The sequence below is a fragment of the Flavobacterium sp. 9 genome (assembly GCF_002754195.1).
Classification (GTDB): domain Bacteria; phylum Bacteroidota; class Bacteroidia; order Flavobacteriales; family Flavobacteriaceae; genus Flavobacterium.
Genome location: NZ_PEEU01000001.1, coordinates 78,768 through 96,216, shown reverse-complemented (window position 1 = coordinate 96,216; position 17,449 = coordinate 78,768). Strand labels below are relative to the sequence as shown.

Annotated in this window: 15 protein-coding genes; 9 read left to right on the top strand and 6 right to left on the bottom strand. The window is 31.7% G+C overall.

What is annotated here, in order from left to right; genetic code table 11:
* Window positions 1–6 precede the first annotated feature (6 nt).
* The 3 genes from CLU81_RS00400 to CLU81_RS00390 all read left to right on the top strand — a co-directional run bounded on the left by CLU81_RS00400 (window position 7) and on the right by CLU81_RS00390 (window position 2,152).
* On the top strand, window positions 7–645 hold the full coding sequence (locus CLU81_RS00400; RefSeq protein ID WP_099708018.1) for an NAD(P)H-binding protein: 639 nt from the start codon (window positions 7–9) through the stop codon (window positions 643–645).
* 103 nt (window positions 646–748) lie between these two features.
* The gene (locus CLU81_RS00395) at window positions 749–1,711 is read left to right on the top strand and encodes a CorA family divalent cation transporter (protein ID WP_099708017.1); all 963 of its coding nucleotides are present in this window, start codon (window positions 749–751) and stop codon (window positions 1,709–1,711) included.
* A 192-nt stretch (window positions 1,712–1,903) separates the two neighbouring features.
* Window positions 1,904–2,152 carry a hypothetical protein gene (locus CLU81_RS00390; RefSeq protein WP_099708016.1) on the top strand — a complete coding sequence of 83 codons (249 nt, stop codon included), beginning with the start codon at window positions 1,904–1,906 and terminating at the stop codon, window positions 2,150–2,152.
* Between the two features lie 61 nt (window positions 2,153–2,213).
* Here CLU81_RS00390 and CLU81_RS00385 read toward each other — a convergent pair whose 3' ends face one another.
* From CLU81_RS00385 to CLU81_RS00365, 5 genes are all read right to left on the bottom strand, one after another.
* On the bottom strand, window positions 2,214–2,573 hold the full coding sequence (locus CLU81_RS00385; protein WP_099708015.1) for a hypothetical protein: 360 nt from the start codon (window positions 2,571–2,573) through the stop codon (window positions 2,214–2,216).
* Between the two features lie 314 nt (window positions 2,574–2,887).
* Complete coding sequence (locus CLU81_RS00380) at window positions 2,888–4,651, bottom strand: carboxypeptidase-like regulatory domain-containing protein (RefSeq protein ID WP_099708014.1); 1,764 nt, start codon at window positions 4,649–4,651, stop codon at window positions 2,888–2,890.
* A gap of 12 nt (window positions 4,652–4,663) precedes the next feature.
* Window positions 4,664–5,644, bottom strand: coding sequence for a FecR family protein (locus tag CLU81_RS00375; RefSeq protein ID WP_099708013.1), 981 nt, complete (start codon window positions 5,642–5,644; stop codon window positions 4,664–4,666).
* Window positions 5,641–6,246 carry an RNA polymerase sigma-70 factor gene (locus tag CLU81_RS00370; RefSeq protein ID WP_233209619.1) on the bottom strand — a complete coding sequence of 202 codons (606 nt, stop codon included), beginning with the start codon at window positions 6,244–6,246 and terminating at the stop codon, window positions 5,641–5,643. Before CLU81_RS00370 ends, CLU81_RS00375 begins: the two co-directional genes overlap by 4 nt.
* A gap of 234 nt (window positions 6,247–6,480) precedes the next feature.
* Window positions 6,481–7,521, bottom strand: a complete 1,041-nt coding sequence (locus CLU81_RS00365; RefSeq protein ID WP_199174535.1) for a sterol desaturase family protein — start codon at window positions 7,519–7,521, stop codon at window positions 6,481–6,483.
* A gap of 424 nt (window positions 7,522–7,945) precedes the next feature.
* On the opposite strand from CLU81_RS00365, the gene CLU81_RS00360 reads away from it, so the two are divergent.
* The 3 genes from CLU81_RS00360 to CLU81_RS00350 all read left to right on the top strand — a co-directional run bounded on the left by CLU81_RS00360 (window position 7,946) and on the right by CLU81_RS00350 (window position 10,020).
* Window positions 7,946–9,037: an SEFIR domain-containing protein gene (locus CLU81_RS00360; protein ID WP_144444449.1), complete on the top strand. Its 1,092-nt coding sequence runs from the start codon at window positions 7,946–7,948 to the stop codon at window positions 9,035–9,037.
* 193 nt (window positions 9,038–9,230) lie between these two features.
* Window positions 9,231–9,425, top strand: coding sequence for a hypothetical protein (locus tag CLU81_RS00355; RefSeq protein ID WP_099708010.1), 195 nt, complete (start codon window positions 9,231–9,233; stop codon window positions 9,423–9,425).
* 136 nt (window positions 9,426–9,561) lie between these two features.
* Window positions 9,562–10,020: an RNA methyltransferase gene (locus tag CLU81_RS00350; RefSeq protein WP_099708009.1), complete on the top strand. Its 459-nt coding sequence runs from the start codon at window positions 9,562–9,564 to the stop codon at window positions 10,018–10,020.
* Window positions 10,021–10,072: 52 nt separating this feature from the next.
* Here the strand turns inward: CLU81_RS00350 and CLU81_RS00345 are convergent, their stop codons facing one another.
* The gene (locus CLU81_RS00345; protein ID WP_099708008.1) at window positions 10,073–10,678 is read right to left on the bottom strand and encodes an RNA polymerase sigma factor; all 606 of its coding nucleotides are present in this window, start codon (window positions 10,676–10,678) and stop codon (window positions 10,073–10,075) included.
* Between the two features lie 291 nt (window positions 10,679–10,969).
* Here CLU81_RS00345 and CLU81_RS00340 point away from each other — a divergent pair, with 291 nt between their 5' ends.
* The 3 genes from CLU81_RS00340 to CLU81_RS00330 all read left to right on the top strand — a co-directional run bounded on the left by CLU81_RS00340 (window position 10,970) and on the right by CLU81_RS00330 (window position 17,403).
* Window positions 10,970–12,121 (top strand): FecR family protein, encoded by a 1,152-nt coding sequence (locus CLU81_RS00340; protein WP_099708007.1) that lies wholly within the window; start codon window positions 10,970–10,972, stop codon window positions 12,119–12,121.
* A 279-nt stretch (window positions 12,122–12,400) separates the two neighbouring features.
* A complete protein-coding gene (locus CLU81_RS00335; protein WP_099708006.1) occupies window positions 12,401–15,979 on the top strand; it encodes a SusC/RagA family TonB-linked outer membrane protein in 3,579 nt (1,192 codons plus the stop codon).
* A 17-nt stretch (window positions 15,980–15,996) separates the two neighbouring features.
* Window positions 15,997–17,403, top strand: coding sequence for a RagB/SusD family nutrient uptake outer membrane protein (locus CLU81_RS00330; RefSeq protein WP_099708005.1), 1,407 nt, complete (start codon window positions 15,997–15,999; stop codon window positions 17,401–17,403).
* The last annotated feature ends 46 nt before the right edge of the window (window positions 17,404–17,449 follow it).

The window sequence follows — 17,449 nt, the reverse complement described above, 5'->3', positions numbered from 1 at the left end:
TATAACATGAAAGCAATAGTTATTGGCGCAACAGGTGCAACGGGAGAATTTCTGGTTAACCAACTTTTAGAAGACAAAGATTATACAACAGTTACAGTTTTTGTAAGGAGATCAATAGAGAAACAACATCCTAAATTGGTAGAACAAATTGTCGATTTCTCTAATATTGAATCGTTTAAAGATCTGATAGTTGGCGATGTTTTTTTCTCTTGTTTAGGAACAACTTTAAAAGCTGCGGGTTCAGAAGAAAATCAATTGAAAATAGACTTTGATATTCCGGCAAAGTTTGCCAGTTTAGCCAAAGAAAATGGAGTTTCTTCGGTTGTGTTGTTATCTGCTTATGGAGCTTCTGCGCAAAGCAAGATTTTTTATTCTCAGATAAAAGGAAAACTTGAAGACAAAATTGCTGAACTAAATTTCGAACAATATATTATTTTCAGACCGGGATTACTTTTAAGAACCGGAACAGATCGTTTGGGCGAAAAAATAATGGTACCAGTTCTAAATGTCCTTAATTCAATTGGAATTCTGAAAAAATACAAACCTTTACCAACGGCTTTATTAGCGGAGAAATTGGTAAAAGCACCGAAAAAATTACCAAAAGGAAAGTCTATTATTGAACTGAAAGAAATATTCAGTTTTTAAGAAGCTCATAAATTTAGGATAATCCATAAATTGAACTTAAATTAGTTCAAAACCAATAGTAGTAAAAGGGACTAAAACCAAGCTACAACATAAAACTTCATCTATGATTATTGAACTTTTAGATACTGATAAAAATATTACAAGAGTAAAAAGCATTGATGAAATTCCTAAAGACCTGAAAGGAATAAATAGTGTTCAGGTTGTGAATTATGCTAAGAAAGACGTTCCGGTTTTTGAAAAACTTTTTGATATCGATACCACAATTCTTAATAATAGTGAGGATATTGAAATTAGTTCGCATTATTTAGAAAAAGAAAATCAGCTGGCATTTAATTTTTCATTTCCTTATTTTACGCCACAAAATAAAGTCGAAGAAGTGATTGTTTCCTTTATTCTTAAAGAGAAAATCATGTTTTCGTTTATGGATATTAATTTCGAGAAGTTTATTCCTGAAAATAAAAAACAGGAACATTTTGATAAAATAAAAAATCTGCCTTTTACAATTGATACATTTCTGCAGATGATGATTGGGATTGTTCCCGATTATTTTGCTGATTTAACGGAGATTATTTCAAAGAATATCAAAACTATTTACTTAAGATTACAAAAGGAAAATGACTTTTCTGAACAGGGATTAAATGAAATAACCGCTTTAAAGTTCAATAATTTTATAATTAAAGAATCTCTTAATGAGTTTAGGCGAATTTTACTCATGCTTAGAAAAAGCGAAAAACTGGAAGCTGAAGTTAAAGACGCAATTTTATTAGAATTAACAGATTTAACGGTAATCAATGAATATGTTCAGAATAATTTTGAGCGTCTGGAAGATCTTAAAGATTATGTGTCAACGAGAATAGATCTTCAGCAAAATAAGATTTTTAAAACCCTGACGATAATAACAATGTGCATTTCTTTGCCAATGCTTGTTGCGGGAATTTACGGAATGAACTTCAAAAACATGCCGGAATTGGATTGGGAATACGGATATGTTTTTGCGATTACGCTAATACTTTTATGTTTTGTTGTACCGTTGATATGGTTTAAACGAAAAAAATGGCTGAATTAACTAAAATTTCGCAACGAATTTCATTTTGATAAGCGTAAATTTTCAGGAAATAAATGTTGATTTTATCTTATGAAATTGTTATTAATGTGTTGATAAATAATGTGTTAAAGCGTCTTTTTTAACAGTGGTTTCAAAGAATTAATTTTTATATTTGGAATAAGTAACTGACTTATTAATTTAAAATATTTTACTATGGACAAAGCTATAAAACTAAAAGTACGCAAGGAATTAGATGGCAAACAGCAGTTTAATATCATTAAATTAAAAGGAAGTTTAATTTCCCTTGGTTATACAGAAATAATACATATTCTGGATCAGGATGATGAATTTCACATCAATTCCTTCGAGACGCCAGTTGAAACTACTAATGAAGTGCAGGAATATATTACAGCATTTATTAGCAAAGAAAATCTTGCCGATACAATTACACTTTACAAATAATATTTTGGAGGATTGTCTTTGAATTTGCAATAAAATCCAGTTGAAAATTTAAAGACAAAATCTAGTTTAGTTTCTCGGTGCTTTCCATTCTCAGGCAATGTTCAGTTCCAAGAAATAGGGGATTTCCATGTTTTTCAGACCAAAAACCTTCCAGAACATCTTTGGTGATGCATCTGTAAACAGCGACGCCTTTATAAGTTTTATTATTTTCGCCTTTATAGCTGAAATTAATAACAAGAATATTGTCTTTGAAGAAACCGTAGCCTTTTTGTTCCTGAGTATTGTTAATAAGCCATTTAGCAATAACACGTTTGTCATTGTCTAATGATAAGCTCAAAATACCTTTGTACGTCATTTCAAGACTTTCATCCTGATTACTTCCGGAAATCGCATAACTCCCGATTAGTTCTTCTATAATCATTTATTTTTTTGATGCAAATTTGAGCAAAATAAGGCAAAACGTGATATTTTTTCGGGTAAATTTTATTATTCTACTACCAATATTTAACTCTTAACGGAGCTGCAAGAATCTCTCGTAAACCATTTTTGAATAGGCTCCAGCTTTAGCTGGAGTTTTTATAAAATCAATCTGAATGGCTTTAGCCAAAATGCGTAATTTGGCTAAAGCCTTGTTGTTTGCGTAATGGGTTTCTCCAGCTAAAGCTGGAGCCTATTCAATAAATTTAATACTCAAAAAAGCGGCGTCTTTACGCAGTTTTTTGAAACGTATTTGTCTTAAAAAAGCGTTAATCCAAAACTCCATCCAATCCATGCGCTTAATCCTTTGTCATTATCTTTTAAGACATTATAGCGTTTTGTTCGATCTTGGACAAAAGTAGAAGTAGTGATAATGGCAGGATCTTTATCATTTTTTCCATTCCAATACAAATTAAAGGAAGGTCCGGCTGATATCGCAACACCTTTGAATATTCGGAATGTAAAAGGAGAATCAAATTTACCTAACGAATTATATTGATCCCAATTGCCTAAATAAAGATATTGAGTACTGATTTCCGGATTGTATGTAAAACGCTTTCCTAATTTGATATTTTTTCCCAATCCAATCCCGAAAGAAGTTAGTTTTTCCTCGTTACTTCGTTCGCTTCTTCCCGCCATCAAAATAGTATAGAGTTTATTATCGCCCGTTTTTATGGCAAGATTTAGATCCGAAATTTCATTACTTGTAATACTTATTTTTTTGTAACCATTCTTTTTAAAATTCAATAAACCAAAACTATAACCTGATTCTGAATCTGTAACGTTAATTAATCCAATTTGAACTCCTTTTAATTCTTTGGCATAATTAAAAATACCTGTAATTTGGGCGCCACGAACGGTATCTTTTCCAATATTATAAATACCCGAAAGTTGTAATCCGTTTTGAGTACCATTCACCGTATTTTGAATACCTGAAACTTGAAGCCCTTTAGAATCTTTTTTTACATTATTGTAAATTCCCGTTATCTGAAGTCCAATTTGCGAACCTTTTACACTATTGTGAATACAACTCATTTGAAGACCTCTTAAATCACCAAATACATTATTGTAGATTCCGGCGAGTTGAACTCCTTTGACAGATCCTCCAACGGTGTTGAACAAACCAGCCATTTGTAGCGCATAAACATTCATTCGGTTGATGTTGTAAAGTCCGGCCATTTCTATTCCGCGAACTCCTCCGGTATATCCTCCCAATAAGTTCAAAGAGAAACTGCTGTTAATTTGCGAATTCATCATACCGCGTGTGCTGATACTCGGAATTAAAGAAGCCTGAACTGGCGCTTTGGCAATAAGTCCGCCAAGATTTAGTGATTGTATTTTTTGTTTAGAAGAAATAAAGAAACGTCCAATTCCTGTACGTTCCACTTCTGATAAATTATCCGTGAAATAATCGGAACCATTTTTTTGTGAATCCTTCTGAATTGTAATTTCCGAGAGCAACATCATAGTGATGCTTTTGTAATTTTCCTTTGTAACAGTCAACTCGACAGGTTGTTGTAGATTTTTTAGCTTTAGTTCAAAATAACCGTCCTTATTTGTTAATGTCGATTGCAGTGCATTCTTTTCATATACACTGACATTCTGAAGACGTTTGTTGGTTTGAACATCAATAATGTAGCCGCTTACTATATTGAAATCACCAGAAACAGTGTTTTTTTCCAATTCGAGATTGAGTTCTAAAGGCGCATATCTGAGAATAATAAAACCCGGAGATTCTTTATATTCATACTTATTATTTAGCAATTGATCTAAGATGTCTTTTACAGTAGATTGCTCAGAATGAATAGTAACAATACTATCTTTTGGAACCAGTTTGCTATAATAAGCAAACCTAAAACTGCCTTTTTGTTCCATTTCCTCTAAAATAGTACCCAATGGTTTTTTATCGCCATCGATAGACATTTCGTTACCTAATACAGATTGAGCATTGGCATTAAAAAAAACACCTGAAAGAAACAGAAATAAAATCCAAACGAAAATAGACCTTGAATTAATCAGCATATAAAAAAGGAATTACTTTAATAGAATTTGGTTGTTTTTACGTTCGATTTTAATCAAAAATGTTTCCTGAATTACTTCTAAAATCTGATCCAGTGATTGATCCTTAAATATTGTAGTTATTGGTTTTTCCTGCAATTCAGGGTTTTTAATAACGATATTGACATTATAAATTTCGTTTAACGCTTCAACCAATTCCTGTAAAGGTGTCTGATCACAAACGAGTTCCTTATTTCGGTAATAATTATATAATCTGCCTTTGCTAATGCTTTTTAACAACTTTAAATCCTGATCAGAAATGATTACTTTTTCACCATCTCTTAATTCTACCTGATCCTTGTTTTTGCTCACTTTTACAATTCCCGTTTCGACATCTACAGTAGTTTTTCCATTTTTGTTTTTCACATTAAAAGAAGTTCCTACAACTTGTACTGTAACATCATTAATTGTAATAATAAAAGGCTTTGTTTTATCGTGAGAAACATCAAAAAAAGCTTCCCCTTTTAAGGTAACCGGACGAGTATTTCCCTTGAACTTTTGAGTAAAAGTCAATGATGAATTTTTGTTTAAAGTGATGGTTGTTCCATCAGGTAAAGTATCATTTAGAGTAGTGTTTGTTGCATGTATTGCAATTAAAGTATTAGCTGATTTATTTTCGAAATAAGAATAACTTAGCCATCCCAAAGTGCTAATTAAGAGAACAGAAGCGGCAATGTGTAACCAATTGAAAGAGTTTTTTTTCAGGTTATGTACCGGAATATCCTTCTCGTGAATGCGATTCTGTAATCGTTTCCAGGCTGCATTTTCATCCACGGTTGTATTTTGGGCAAGTACAAGACTGTCTTCCCATATTTTCTTAAAACCATTGTAATAGTTTTGGTTTTTTTCATCGGCTTTAAGCCAAATTTCTACTGTTGCACTTTCGTTTGCATCAGTTTCGCCAACTAGATATTTCACTAGTAAATCATCGTTCATATTCATATTGTTTTGGCTCATGATCTTCTAATTAAATATAATAATTGCAGTAGAAACGGAAGATATTCAACCAGTTTTAAGCGTAATACTTTAAGTGCTTTTCCCATTTGATTTTCGACAGTTTTAATCGAAATATTCAATTGATCGGCTATTTGCTGATATTTAAGCTGCTCGAAACGACTCAGCTGAAAAATAGTACGACATTGCGGTGGCAATTCGCTAATTGCCTTTTGAATTTTGTCTTCGAGTTCAGATGCCATCATTTGATTGGATGCATCTTCATTTGAGGATTCCATATGACCTGAATATTGAATTTGAAAAGAAGATTTAATTTTTACGTGTTTAAGGTGATTAAGACTCTCATTATGAACCGCTCTGTAGAGATAAGCCTTTAATGAATCATCAATTTGCAATTGATTTCTTTTTTCCCAAATCTTAAAAAATACATTTTGGACAATTTCTTCGGCAATAACATCATCTTTCATAAAAGTGTAGGCAAAAGCATGAAGATTTCTAAAATACATTTTAAAAATCTTTTCAAAAGCAGCTTCATTTCCGTTCTTTATAAAACTGATATGCTCGATATTGCTATACTCCACAAATACGTTTTGACATTCAATCAAAGATAGATACTTTTTATATTTAATATTATTTTTTTGATTAATTGTAAGATGCATTCGATTGATAATGCATCCTGTTATGATTGGTTAACAGGGTAATAAAAGCTTCAATTGTAGTATCGATATCAAGTTCAGTATTCAAACCAAATTCGTAACTATGAATAATACAAATATGATCTGTGAGATAGGTAAAAGACAGCGCTTGATCTGTTTCTTCGGCATGAATTATTTCATTATTTAAGGCTGTTGCACAATTATCTTTTCGGCTAAAGTATTTGAAAAGTTGGTATTGAAATTCTTGTTGCTTTTTTTGACTTGTTCGCATGATGTGGATAATTTGATTGGTTGAGCAGTTTCTTTAACTAATTTTTGTTTTGCAATAGCATCCGGACTGGCAAAAATGTAATGCATCTTTTTCCGAAAACCATTCGCCTTTTTTACATCAGTAATAATATCCTGAAATTCATGAATATTAAGATATAACGGGTTCAATTTACTTTTGAGAAGACTTGTAATTCCATATTTAGGTTTTTCTTCTTCGTATTGAAAAGAACCAAATAAATGATCCCAAATCATAAAAGTTGCGCCAAAGTTTTTATCCAGATATTTTTCCTGACTTCCGTGATGTACGCGATGATTAGACGGAGTTCCAAAATATTTTTCGATAAAAGGATGCAGTTTTCCAATGGCTTCGGTATGTACCCAAAACTGATACAATACGCTAAGCTGATTGGCGATAAAAAATACAGCAGGATGAAAACCGGCAAAAATCAGCGGAATAAAAAATACAATTTTGGCATATTGAAACCAGCTTTGCCTAAAACTTACCGTAAGATTGTAATGCTCTGCAGAATGATGAACCACATGAGTCGCCCAGAAAAAACGGCAATAATGAGAGATTCGGTGTGTCCAATACGAACTAAAATCATACAGAATAAAACACGGAATCAAAGTCCACCAATTCAATTCCATGCGATACGGGAGTATATTATAAATTCCTACTACAACATACAACAAACCGGTTTTCATTAAGAGATTGACTGTTAGATTACCAAAACCAATTAACACAGATCCCATCGTTTCTTTCTTGTCATGTTCTTTTTTTTCTAAATAATAAAAAACAACAAATTCGACCAAAGTAAAAATCAATACAATTGGCAAGGCATAAACGATTAAGTTTGGTGCACTTTTTTCGACTTCATGAATTTTTTCTATCGCAATTGGGTCTGCGCCAAAGAGGGATAGCTTAATAAATATTTTAGTGATGATTGGTAACATGATGATTGATTTTTGATTGATTGATTTATGCGATTTGACATTGTTATAGAAGTAATACAATCGAATCACATTTTACCCCTATGTAGCTTTTGACTTTTTTTATGTTTTTTTTGAAAAAAGAAAATCCCTTTGGTTTAAAGGGATTTAGGAGAGTATAGTTTGTCGTATTTGAGAATTTTAACAGCTTTTTTTAAAATAATCATTTTAAGTATTATTGAAACAACTTAATTATGAGAAAATATAAAAAAAATGTTTTTGAAAGAGAATCATTTAGATGTTTGTAAGAAAAAATTTAATATATTTGAGACAAAAATAAAGTAAAACAAATTTTTAAATTTCATATAGAAACTTCATATTTATATTAAGTTTTCTTGAATTTTTAAATATTTTATGGGTGATTTTAAAAAGATTAAAAAATAAAAAAATGGAAGATTTTTTAAAAAAATTATATAATACTGAAAATACTTTAAGTTTATTATTATTAGAAGCTAAAGTTATTGCTGAACAAAAAGAGGATAAAGAGCTTTTGAGCTACATAGAAAAAGAAATTGAAGGCTACAAAATAGAAGATGGAATACCTGAATATAGAAAAGTCAAGGCTGAAATTGTTTGTGACATAAAAGATATTTATGGACAATTAGTATTTAGAGAAAAGACAATAGATTTTAAGCCTTTATCGGATAGAATAGGATTCGATTTAGAAGTTGCTTATTTACCCGATGGAATTTCATTTTTAGAAACAACATTAAAAAATTTAACTCAAAATACAAGTATAAAACCAATTCCGAAAGAATTAGTAAAAATGCTTGATAAAACTTTTCATCACAATAATAAAAGTTTGCATTTAGATGCGGCATATCATAAACTCCCAACAGCGACAATTGAATATGTACTGGTAAAAGTCAGACAAGATCTAATTCAAGCATTCCAAAAGCTCAATCGTAAAACTGATACCTCTGTAGAAACTATTTTATTAGAAAATGAAGATTCTTTAATCAAGACTCCTGTTAAATCTGTTTTTGTTACATATGCTTGGAATGATGATGCGTTTAATTCATTGGTGATTTCTTTTGTAGACTTTTTGAGACAAAATAACTTTGACGCCTCAATGGACAGAATGAAAAGTCAAGGAGAGACTGCAATTAATTTTAATCAAATGATGGTTGAAGGTATTTCAAATAATGACAAAATTATTATTATTCTTTCTGAGCAATATAAAAAAAGAGCTGATAAGTTCGAGGGCGGTGTTGGTACAGAATTTAAAATTATTCTTGAGGACATGAAAAAGAATAAAAATAAATATATTTTCGCTTCGTTTGGTACATCTAAAAGAGAAACTATAGCTCCATTAGCAATAGCAGGTATTGATATATTAGACCTTAAGGATGACCAAGACAACCATTCATTCAATAATTTATTCTCTAAATTAAAAGAAGAGAATATTTTGCAATTTTCTGATATAAGTACTACTGAGGTTGAAATCAAAAAAGTTGAAATAAAACCATTTAAGTTGTAATTAGGCCGTTTATGATGGTTGACCAGATTTGGTATTTAGTGGAATTAACGTTTTTTATCATGTTTACGTTTAGCGGAAAGCGGTTGGGTTCAAAATTTTTAATTGCAATAAAAAGTTAGTTTCCAATTTAGCATAGTTCTAAGTAAAAAGAGGATGTGAAAAAATAATTAAAAATCTTAATAATAAATTAAAAATGCAAAAAGTATTAGTAGTAAATGTAAATTCAGAACTGAAAGAGGCATTAAGAGATAATAACCATACTCTTGAATTTGAACCGACCGAATTAAATCAGCATTTGGCAGATGGTTGGAAGATTTATAAAACAGATATTGTGCAACCTTCACAATCATTATTTTCATTTAGCATCGTTTATGTTTTACAGAAATAGCTAGATATTATTTACCATTTCTTTGGTAGTCCTAAATATTGGAAACCAAAGAAATTGGTAAAATTTCAATTCTATGTTCTTCGTTTGATCTCAATTAAAATTGATTTATGTGCTTGCAGTTTGTATTTTTGCACTTATGAATGATAATTTTATAAACGAATACTTTGGTATAGGAATACAAAATGGTAAAACGCCTGAAAATTTGGGTGTTTTGTGGCGATCAGCTCAAAACCTGGGCGCTACTTTTATATTTACCATTGGTAATCGATATGCCAAACAAGCTTGTGATACTCACGATGCAGTAAAAGCTATACCTTATTTTCATTATGAAAATTTTGAAGCTTTCTATGAAAATTTACCAAAAGGAGCGCGATTGGTTGGCGTTGAATTAAATGACAAAGCTTCAGATTTAGAAACCTTTGAACATCCAAGACGTTGCGTTTATTTATTAGGAGCAGAAGATCATGGCTTGTCCTTAAAAGCTATGGAAAAATGCCATCATTTAGTGAAATTTAAATCTATAAAAAGCTTGAATGTGGCTGTTGCAGGAACTATTATTATGTACGACAGAAACTTGCCAAAACCAAGATCTTAAGCAAATACATCAAAAACTTCAATAATTTCCGGATGAAGGAATTAATAACGCTTTAAGTATTTAAGCGTAAATTTTTCTTTATGGAGAACAGTAAAAACAAGAAGTTTTTTATTTTCTCGTCAAGCGAAGATCGTAAAATCGAAAACGCTTTGGTTATTTGAGCTTCAACAGTTTTGATCGAAACGTCAAGATGTTCTGCAATTTCAATATTGGTTAAACCTTCTTTTTTGCTCAGAATAAAAACTTCTTTGCATTTTGGCGGAAGGTTTTGAATTTCTTTATTAACGACATTTATAACATGTTGCAAAGATTCTGAATCATCTTCCAGAACAATTGAATTTAAGGCGTCGTAATATGATTTTTCTAATGAAAATAAAGACTGATTTTTTCGATACAAATCAATAAACTCATTGTAAACTAATTTATAAAGAAAGCTCTTAATTGCATGATTTGTTTTTAAGCGAGTACGTTGTTCCCAAACTTTTATAAATACATTTTGCACGATATCTTCGGCACTGTAAACATTTTTTACCAGACTATTGGCATAAACACAAAGTTTGTGATGATACGTGTCGATCAAATAAGTATATGCTTTCTCGTCTCCGTTTTTTAGAGATTCGATTAATATATCGTTATCGTTGTAATCTTCGCTTTTCATAGAAACAAATATATAAATTTATAATTTTTATGACCCAAAACGATAGTTTTTTTGCCAAAAACATTGCGTTTTTCTATTTTCTATTGAATTTTATTACAAATAGAAAATCACTTGAAAATGCAAAGGTATATTAAATTGTTTATTAATTCTATGTGATTAATAGAGTTTTTAAAAATTTATATTGAAAGAAAAAGACTTCAAATAATAAAAAAATCACTAAAATGAAAAAAAGATTATCAAATTGTTAGGGTTTTGTTTTTTAGCTTCGTAATAATATTTAAAAAGAGTAAAATGACAGTGAAAAAGTCAGAGCGATTAATCGTGAAATTCATCACGAATCAAGCCAGTCAGGAAGAAATAGAAACCTTGACGGAATGGCTTAAGGAAGAAGAGAATCAAATTGTATTTAAGGATTTTGTAAAAACCAATTATGCAATAGATTCTGTTGTAAATACTTTTGATTCAACTGAAGTGAGAAAACAATTATCAGAAAGAATTCAGAAAGAAAATAATGTTTTTCAGAAAAGAAGATTTTCATCTTATTACAAATATGCAGCTATTTTGATTGTAGCTTTAGGATGTTTCTATTTCTATAAGAATTCAAATTTATTTCATTCGAAAGGAAATGTTGTAGTTCCGAGACAAGATGAAATTGTACTTCAATCAGAAAATGAATCATCAGAAACAATTGATACATCAGAATCAAAAAATTTAACGGATAAAGAAGGTAGAATAATTGGAAAACAAGAAAAAAACAGATTAGTATATTCTAATACTTCTTATAATGGAAAACTGGTTTACAATACATTGAAAATTCCGTACGGGAAAAAGTTCGAAGTTCAATTATCAGACGGAACAGTGATTCATTTAAATGCCGGAACATCATTGCGATATCCAGTTCAGTTTTTAAAGAATCAAAACCGACAAGTTTATTTAACCGGTGAAGCATATTTTGAAGTTGCAAAAGACAAAGCGCATCCGTTTATCGTAAATACGCAAGAAGTTGATGTTGAAGTTTTAGGAACTAAGTTCAACGTCAATTCGTATACTGAAGATGTAAGTACAGATGTAGTTTTGGTCGAAGGAAAAGTTTCGCTTTATAAAGACAAAAAGACAACCGAAAATCAAGTGTATCTGACTCCGGGATTAAAAGGCTCAAACACACGCGGACAACAGAAAATCACGACAGAAAGTGTCAATACTGATTATTATACGGCTTGGGTACAAGGAAGTTTAGTATTTAAAAACGCTTCTTTTGAGTCAATTATTAAAAAGTTAGAACGTCATTATAATGTGACTTTCATCAATAAAAACAAAAAACTGGGTAAAGAAATTTTCAACGCCCGTTTTGATAATGAACCTATCGAAGTTGTACTGAAATATTTTAGTGACAGTTATGCCATTGATTATAAGATTGATGAAGATGTGATTACTATAAAGTAGCCTGGAAAGAGAATAGAGTATAGAATAAAAAGAATAGATTATAGAAACAAGAAGCAAGATTATATTTTGTAGACTAAAGTTTATAATTAAGAATTAAGATGAAATAACAAGGAATCTAAAATCATAAATCTAAAATAAAAAAGAAGCCTATGTAACAAAAAGTTCCACGAAAAATGGATCGTTATTTTATAAAAAAAACCGGAAAATGCGCCAACATTTTCCGGTAGGATAAGATGCGATCGGTAAACTAACCAACCACAATTAAAAACATTTAAAAGTATGAAAAAACTATTGAACAAAATCAGGTTCGACAAGCCTTTTTTGAAATTTGATTTGAAGATGAAATTGACTACATTATTTTTATTGACCACTTTGACAGTGATGCAGGCGGGAGTTACTTATTCCCAAAAGGCAAAAATGTCATTTAATGCCAGCGACATGACCGTTGGAAAAATAATTGAAAAGATTGAGTACACCACAAATTACAGATTTGTTTATAATGTAAGATCAGTTGATTTAGAGCGCAAAATAGATGTCAGTCTCAATGATGTATCTATTGAAGCGATTCTGGGTACAATTTTTAATAATACAGGAACTGATTTTAAAATTTCAGGAACTCATATTATTTTAACACCTAAAAAAGCTCCTGCAGAAAAAGCTGTTACAGTACAAAAAGCAGCCGAAGATTTTATTGTAAAAGGTAAAGTTACAGACGAAAAAGGGAATCCTTTGGCTGGTGCAGCAGTTTCCGATAATGGTTCTGGAAACGGTGTTCAGACTGACTTTAATGGTGAATATCAGATTATTACTGTAGGAAAGGAAACTACTTTAGCATTTGCTTATTTAGGATTTGTGAGACAGGAAATTAAAGTTGCCGGAAGAAGCGTTATTAATGTTGTCCTTAAAGAAGATACACTTGAATTAGGCGAAGTTGTATTGACTACAGGTTATCAAAATATTTCATCTGAACAAGCGACTGGATCTTTCTCTAGTTTAAAAGCAAAAGATTTTCAAGAACAGCGTTTGAGCAGTTTAAACAAAATTTTAGAAGGACGTATCGTTGGTTATCAGGACGGTAAAATTCGTGGAACAACGACTATGAATGGTTTAACGACTCCATTGTATGTAATTGACGGTTTTCCGATAGAAAACACAAAATTTACGGAGAATTTTGGTCTGGAAGAAAATCTTCCGAATCTGAATTTAGAAGATATTGAAACTATTACAGTTCTAAAGGATGCAGCAGCTTCGTCTATTTATGGTGCACGTGCAGCAAATGGAGTTGTTGTAATTACTACTAAAAAAGCCAAAGCCGGAAAAACTAATATTTCGTTTTCAAGCAATTTAACCGTAACTCCATATAGAAATTACACCGGAAATCTTACGGACGCAGGCGATATTATAAGTCTTGAAAAAGGCTGGGCAGATGCAAATCCAAGTTTAAAAGGCGCAAATGCAAGTACGTACGCACAATCTTTATTGAACAATGCCGTATTTACTAGTCAGGGAATGCAGACTTTGTTAAACGGTTATGCCGGAAATATTTCGCAAACAGATATGAATAATCGTTTGACTCAATTGGGTTCTCAAGGTTATAAATATTATGATGATGTTGCGAAATATGCAAAACGCGATCAATATTTTATTCAGCATAACGTAAGTTTAGGCAAAGCAACAGAATCAAACACATTTAATGCTTCGTTGACTTATAAAGGAAACAAATTTGAAGATAGATATTCTGATAATCAATCTGTTGGTTTAAATCTAAAAAACTCTACTGATATTACAAGCTGGTTGACTTTAGATTTAGGAACCTATATCAATTATGGCGAAAGCAATACACAAACTTATAATCCTCTAACTCAGCAAGATTATAAGACTCAGATGTACAACCAATTGGTAAATGACGACGGATCAAATTTTACTTCTACAGCAGCATCACGATACAATAATTTTACGCTTCAATCCATGAAGACTTACGGTCTTTATAATATGGATATTACGCCAATGGATGAATTAGGGCGAAATGTAAATGAAACTAAAAACTTCCTGAACAGAACTTTTGCAAAGTTTAATGTAAAATTCAGTAAAGCACTTACATATAATGCAATGTTTCAGTACGAATATGGAGTTGATCGTGGCAGTTTATTAAGAGAAAAAGAATCTTTTAATGTTAGAAATGAAGTAAATGGTTTAGTAACTATTGATGGTAATAACAAAGCCGTTTATAATTTGCCTTATGGCGATATCTTAAAAGAAACCAACCAATTTTCTAATGCTTACAATTTCCGTCAGCAATTGAATTTTGATCAGACTTTTAATAATGTACACGATGTAACCGCAATTGCAGGTATGGAAATCCGCCATTCAAAAATAGAATACGGAGATAAAACACGTTACGGTTGGGACGAGCAAACTTTATCGTACACACCAATTAATCAGGCAGATTTACTTAAAGTTTACGGGTCTGTTTTTGGAGGTTCTATGGGATTAAATGATTTCGCAGCAGATCGTGAATTGGTAAATCGTTACGTTTCTTTCTATACAACAGGAGGTTATACTTATGATAAAAAATATTCTTTAACCGGAAGTTTGCGTTGGGATCGTTCTAACCTTTGGGGAACAAATAATAAATATCAAAATAAACCAACTTGGTCTACAGGAGCAGCGTGGAATATTGATAAAGAATCATTCTTTGCAGTCGATTGGATAAACTCTCTTAAACTTCGTGCTTCATATGGTATTGGAGGAAATGTTGCCAAAGATGCAGCGCCTTATTTAACAGCTTCTTATTATGCAAACCCAAATGTTGGCGGAAATCAAGGATATGTTAACCAAAGACCAAATCCTGAATTGTCTTGGGAAAAAACAACAACAACGAATATTGGTGTAGATTTTTCATTCTTTAAAAATAGATTAAGCGGAACTTTTGATGTTTACAACAAAAAAGGACAAGATTTATTAGCAAACAGTAACGGAATCCCAACAGAAGGATTTGGTTATTCGACCTATAAAATTAACAATGGAGAAATGACAAACAAAGGTATTGAAACCACTTTGAGAGGAACAATCGTAAAAACAGATTCTTTCTCTTGGGATGCTTCAGTTTTATATGCTTACAATAAAAACAAAGTCGATTACGTAAAAGTCGAAGCTCCGGTATATTACCTTCAATTAGATTATCCATCTGCTTATCCTAAAGTTGGCAACAATTACAACACTATTTACGGTTACAAATGGGCAGGTTTAAATGATAAAGGTTTGCCTCAGGTTTATAATGCAAAAGGTGAAAAAGCAATTTACAATCCCGCAGATTTAAATGCAATTCATGATTATGGCTCAACTGTTCCTACACACAGCGGATCATTTCATACGGCTGTAAACTATAAGAATTTTTCACTTTCGGCATTGTTTATTTATGAGTTAGGGCATAAAATCAGAAATACATTTTTACCAATGTTAGAGAATAATTATTCGGCTGGAATTGGTAGTTATGTAACAGATATTACAACTGTAAATAAAAATATCGAAAACCGTTGGCAAAAACCAGGCGACGAAGCTTTTACCAATATTCCTCGCGCGGTTTACGAGTACGAAGCCGATTTTGCTACAGATTCTCGTGACATTTATCGTTATGCAGATATTAATATTCTTGATGCTTCAAATATCAGATTAAGCAATATTTCTCTAGCCTATAATTTGCCTTCGTCTATTATAAAAAGAGTAAAATTACAAGATGTTCGCTTCAATCTGAATGCAGAAAATGTCTATACTTTCGCTAAAAGCAGAGACGCTAAATTTCTTTTAAATGGCTTTCAATCTCCAAGTTTAGTTTTTGGTGTAAACATTAACTTCTAATTTTAAAAAACTACACTATGAAAAATATATATAAAAATATACTTTGCATTTTAGCACTAGGATTAGTTTTAGCATCTTGCTCCAACTATTTAGACGATGCGCCAAAAGGATCTAAAATTCCAACAACATTGGCAGATTATGAAGCTTTTATTCGTGATGAATACACCAACCAAAGCGTAGATATTGCACAAGCTTCGACTTTGTTGAACGATAAGTTTATCGATATAGCGACTCTGGCAGCGCAACGTTTGACAAAAGCCAACTATATGTGGGATGAAACTGCAGATCGTATCCAGTTAAATCAAGCAGACGAAAGACAATATTACGGACAATATGCTGGAATTTCGACCTTTAACTTGATTATCGCAAATGCTTTAACAACAACAGAAGCAACAGAAGATCAAAAAAGAGTAATTTGGGCAGAAGCAAAAATTCTACGTGCAATGTCATATTATAACTTAGTTAATTTTTATGCAGATACTTATGTGGCTTCAACTGCAAAAACAAAATTATCTGTGCCATTAATTACAAGTGCCGATATAAATGCGCCAAGTAAACAAGTAACTATTCAGGAATTGTACGATTTTATTTTGGCAGATGTAAAAGATGCATTGCCATATTTACCAAAAGTTTCTCAAACCGCTTTGCATCCAAATTTAGGAGCAGGTTATGCATTTTATTCCCGCGTTTATTTGCAAATGAATAATTATACAGAAGCCTTGAAATACGCTGATTTGGCTCTTGCCGAAAATAATAAACTGTACGATTGGGTTGCTTATTATAATGCTAATAAAGCGATTATTGACATTCCGAATTCTTATACTGCGACGCCATCTCCAATGGGATTTGACTATGTTGAGAATTACACATTTCGTCATGGCGAAAGAACCTATTTATCTACAGAATATAGTATTCCCGTAGAACGTGCGCAACGTTTTGAAGCTGGAGATGTTCGCTTTAAATCTCGTTGGAAATTAAGAACAGTTGGTGCAGATACTTATTACAGAAGAACTTTATCAGGAATGTTTAATTATGGCGGAATCACAACTGTAGAAGTATATTTAATTAAAGCAGAATGTCTGGCTCGTGCAGGACAAATTAGCGATGCGTTGGACGTTTTAAATAAAGTACGTAAAACTCGTATTGAACCAGCTGCTTATCAGGATATTGTAACTGCAGATAAAACAGTTGCCCTAAACGCTATTTTCAAAACGAAGTATAACGAACTTATCCTGACGATTATTCCTTTTGCAGATGCACGTCGTCTAAATGCAGAAGGTACTTATAAATTAAGTTTATCAAAAACTTCTGGTGGAGTAAACTACACATTAGCACCGGATTCTCATTTATGGACAATGCCATTTCCTCAAGGAGCTGTAAAAAATCCTGGAAACGGAACTATAACTCAAAATGTAGCAAAATAAAAACTTTAAAGCTTCCTGATTAGGACTTTCGAAAAGGAAGCTTTTA

Coding starts and splice junctions, on each gene's coding strand:
- CLU81_RS00400 (WP_099708018.1), top strand. CDS start 7: ATGAAAGCAATAGTTATTGGCGCAACAGGTGCAACGGGAGAATTTCTG.
- CLU81_RS00395 (WP_099708017.1), top strand. CDS start 749: ATGATTATTGAACTTTTAGATACTGATAAAAATATTACAAGAGTAAAA.
- CLU81_RS00390 (WP_099708016.1), top strand. CDS start 1,904: ATGGACAAAGCTATAAAACTAAAAGTACGCAAGGAATTAGATGGCAAA.
- CLU81_RS00385 (WP_099708015.1), bottom strand. CDS start 2,573: ATGATTATAGAAGAACTAATCGGGAGTTATGCGATTTCCGGAAGTAAT.
- CLU81_RS00380 (WP_099708014.1), bottom strand. CDS start 4,651: ATGCTGATTAATTCAAGGTCTATTTTCGTTTGGATTTTATTTCTGTTT.
- CLU81_RS00375 (WP_099708013.1), bottom strand. CDS start 5,644: ATGAGCCAAAACAATATGAATATGAACGATGATTTACTAGTGAAATAT.
- CLU81_RS00365 (WP_199174535.1), bottom strand. CDS start 7,521: ATGTTACCAATCATCACTAAAATATTTATTAAGCTATCCCTCTTTGGC.
- CLU81_RS00360 (WP_144444449.1), top strand. CDS start 7,946: ATGGAAGATTTTTTAAAAAAATTATATAATACTGAAAATACTTTAAGT.
- CLU81_RS00355 (WP_099708010.1), top strand. CDS start 9,231: ATGCAAAAAGTATTAGTAGTAAATGTAAATTCAGAACTGAAAGAGGCA.
- CLU81_RS00350 (WP_099708009.1), top strand. CDS start 9,562: ATGAATGATAATTTTATAAACGAATACTTTGGTATAGGAATACAAAAT.
- CLU81_RS00345 (WP_099708008.1), bottom strand. CDS start 10,678: ATGAAAAGCGAAGATTACAACGATAACGATATATTAATCGAATCTCTA.
- CLU81_RS00340 (WP_099708007.1), top strand. CDS start 10,970: ATGACAGTGAAAAAGTCAGAGCGATTAATCGTGAAATTCATCACGAAT.
- CLU81_RS00335 (WP_099708006.1), top strand. CDS start 12,401: ATGAAAAAACTATTGAACAAAATCAGGTTCGACAAGCCTTTTTTGAAA.
- CLU81_RS00330 (WP_099708005.1), top strand. CDS start 15,997: ATGAAAAATATATATAAAAATATACTTTGCATTTTAGCACTAGGATTA.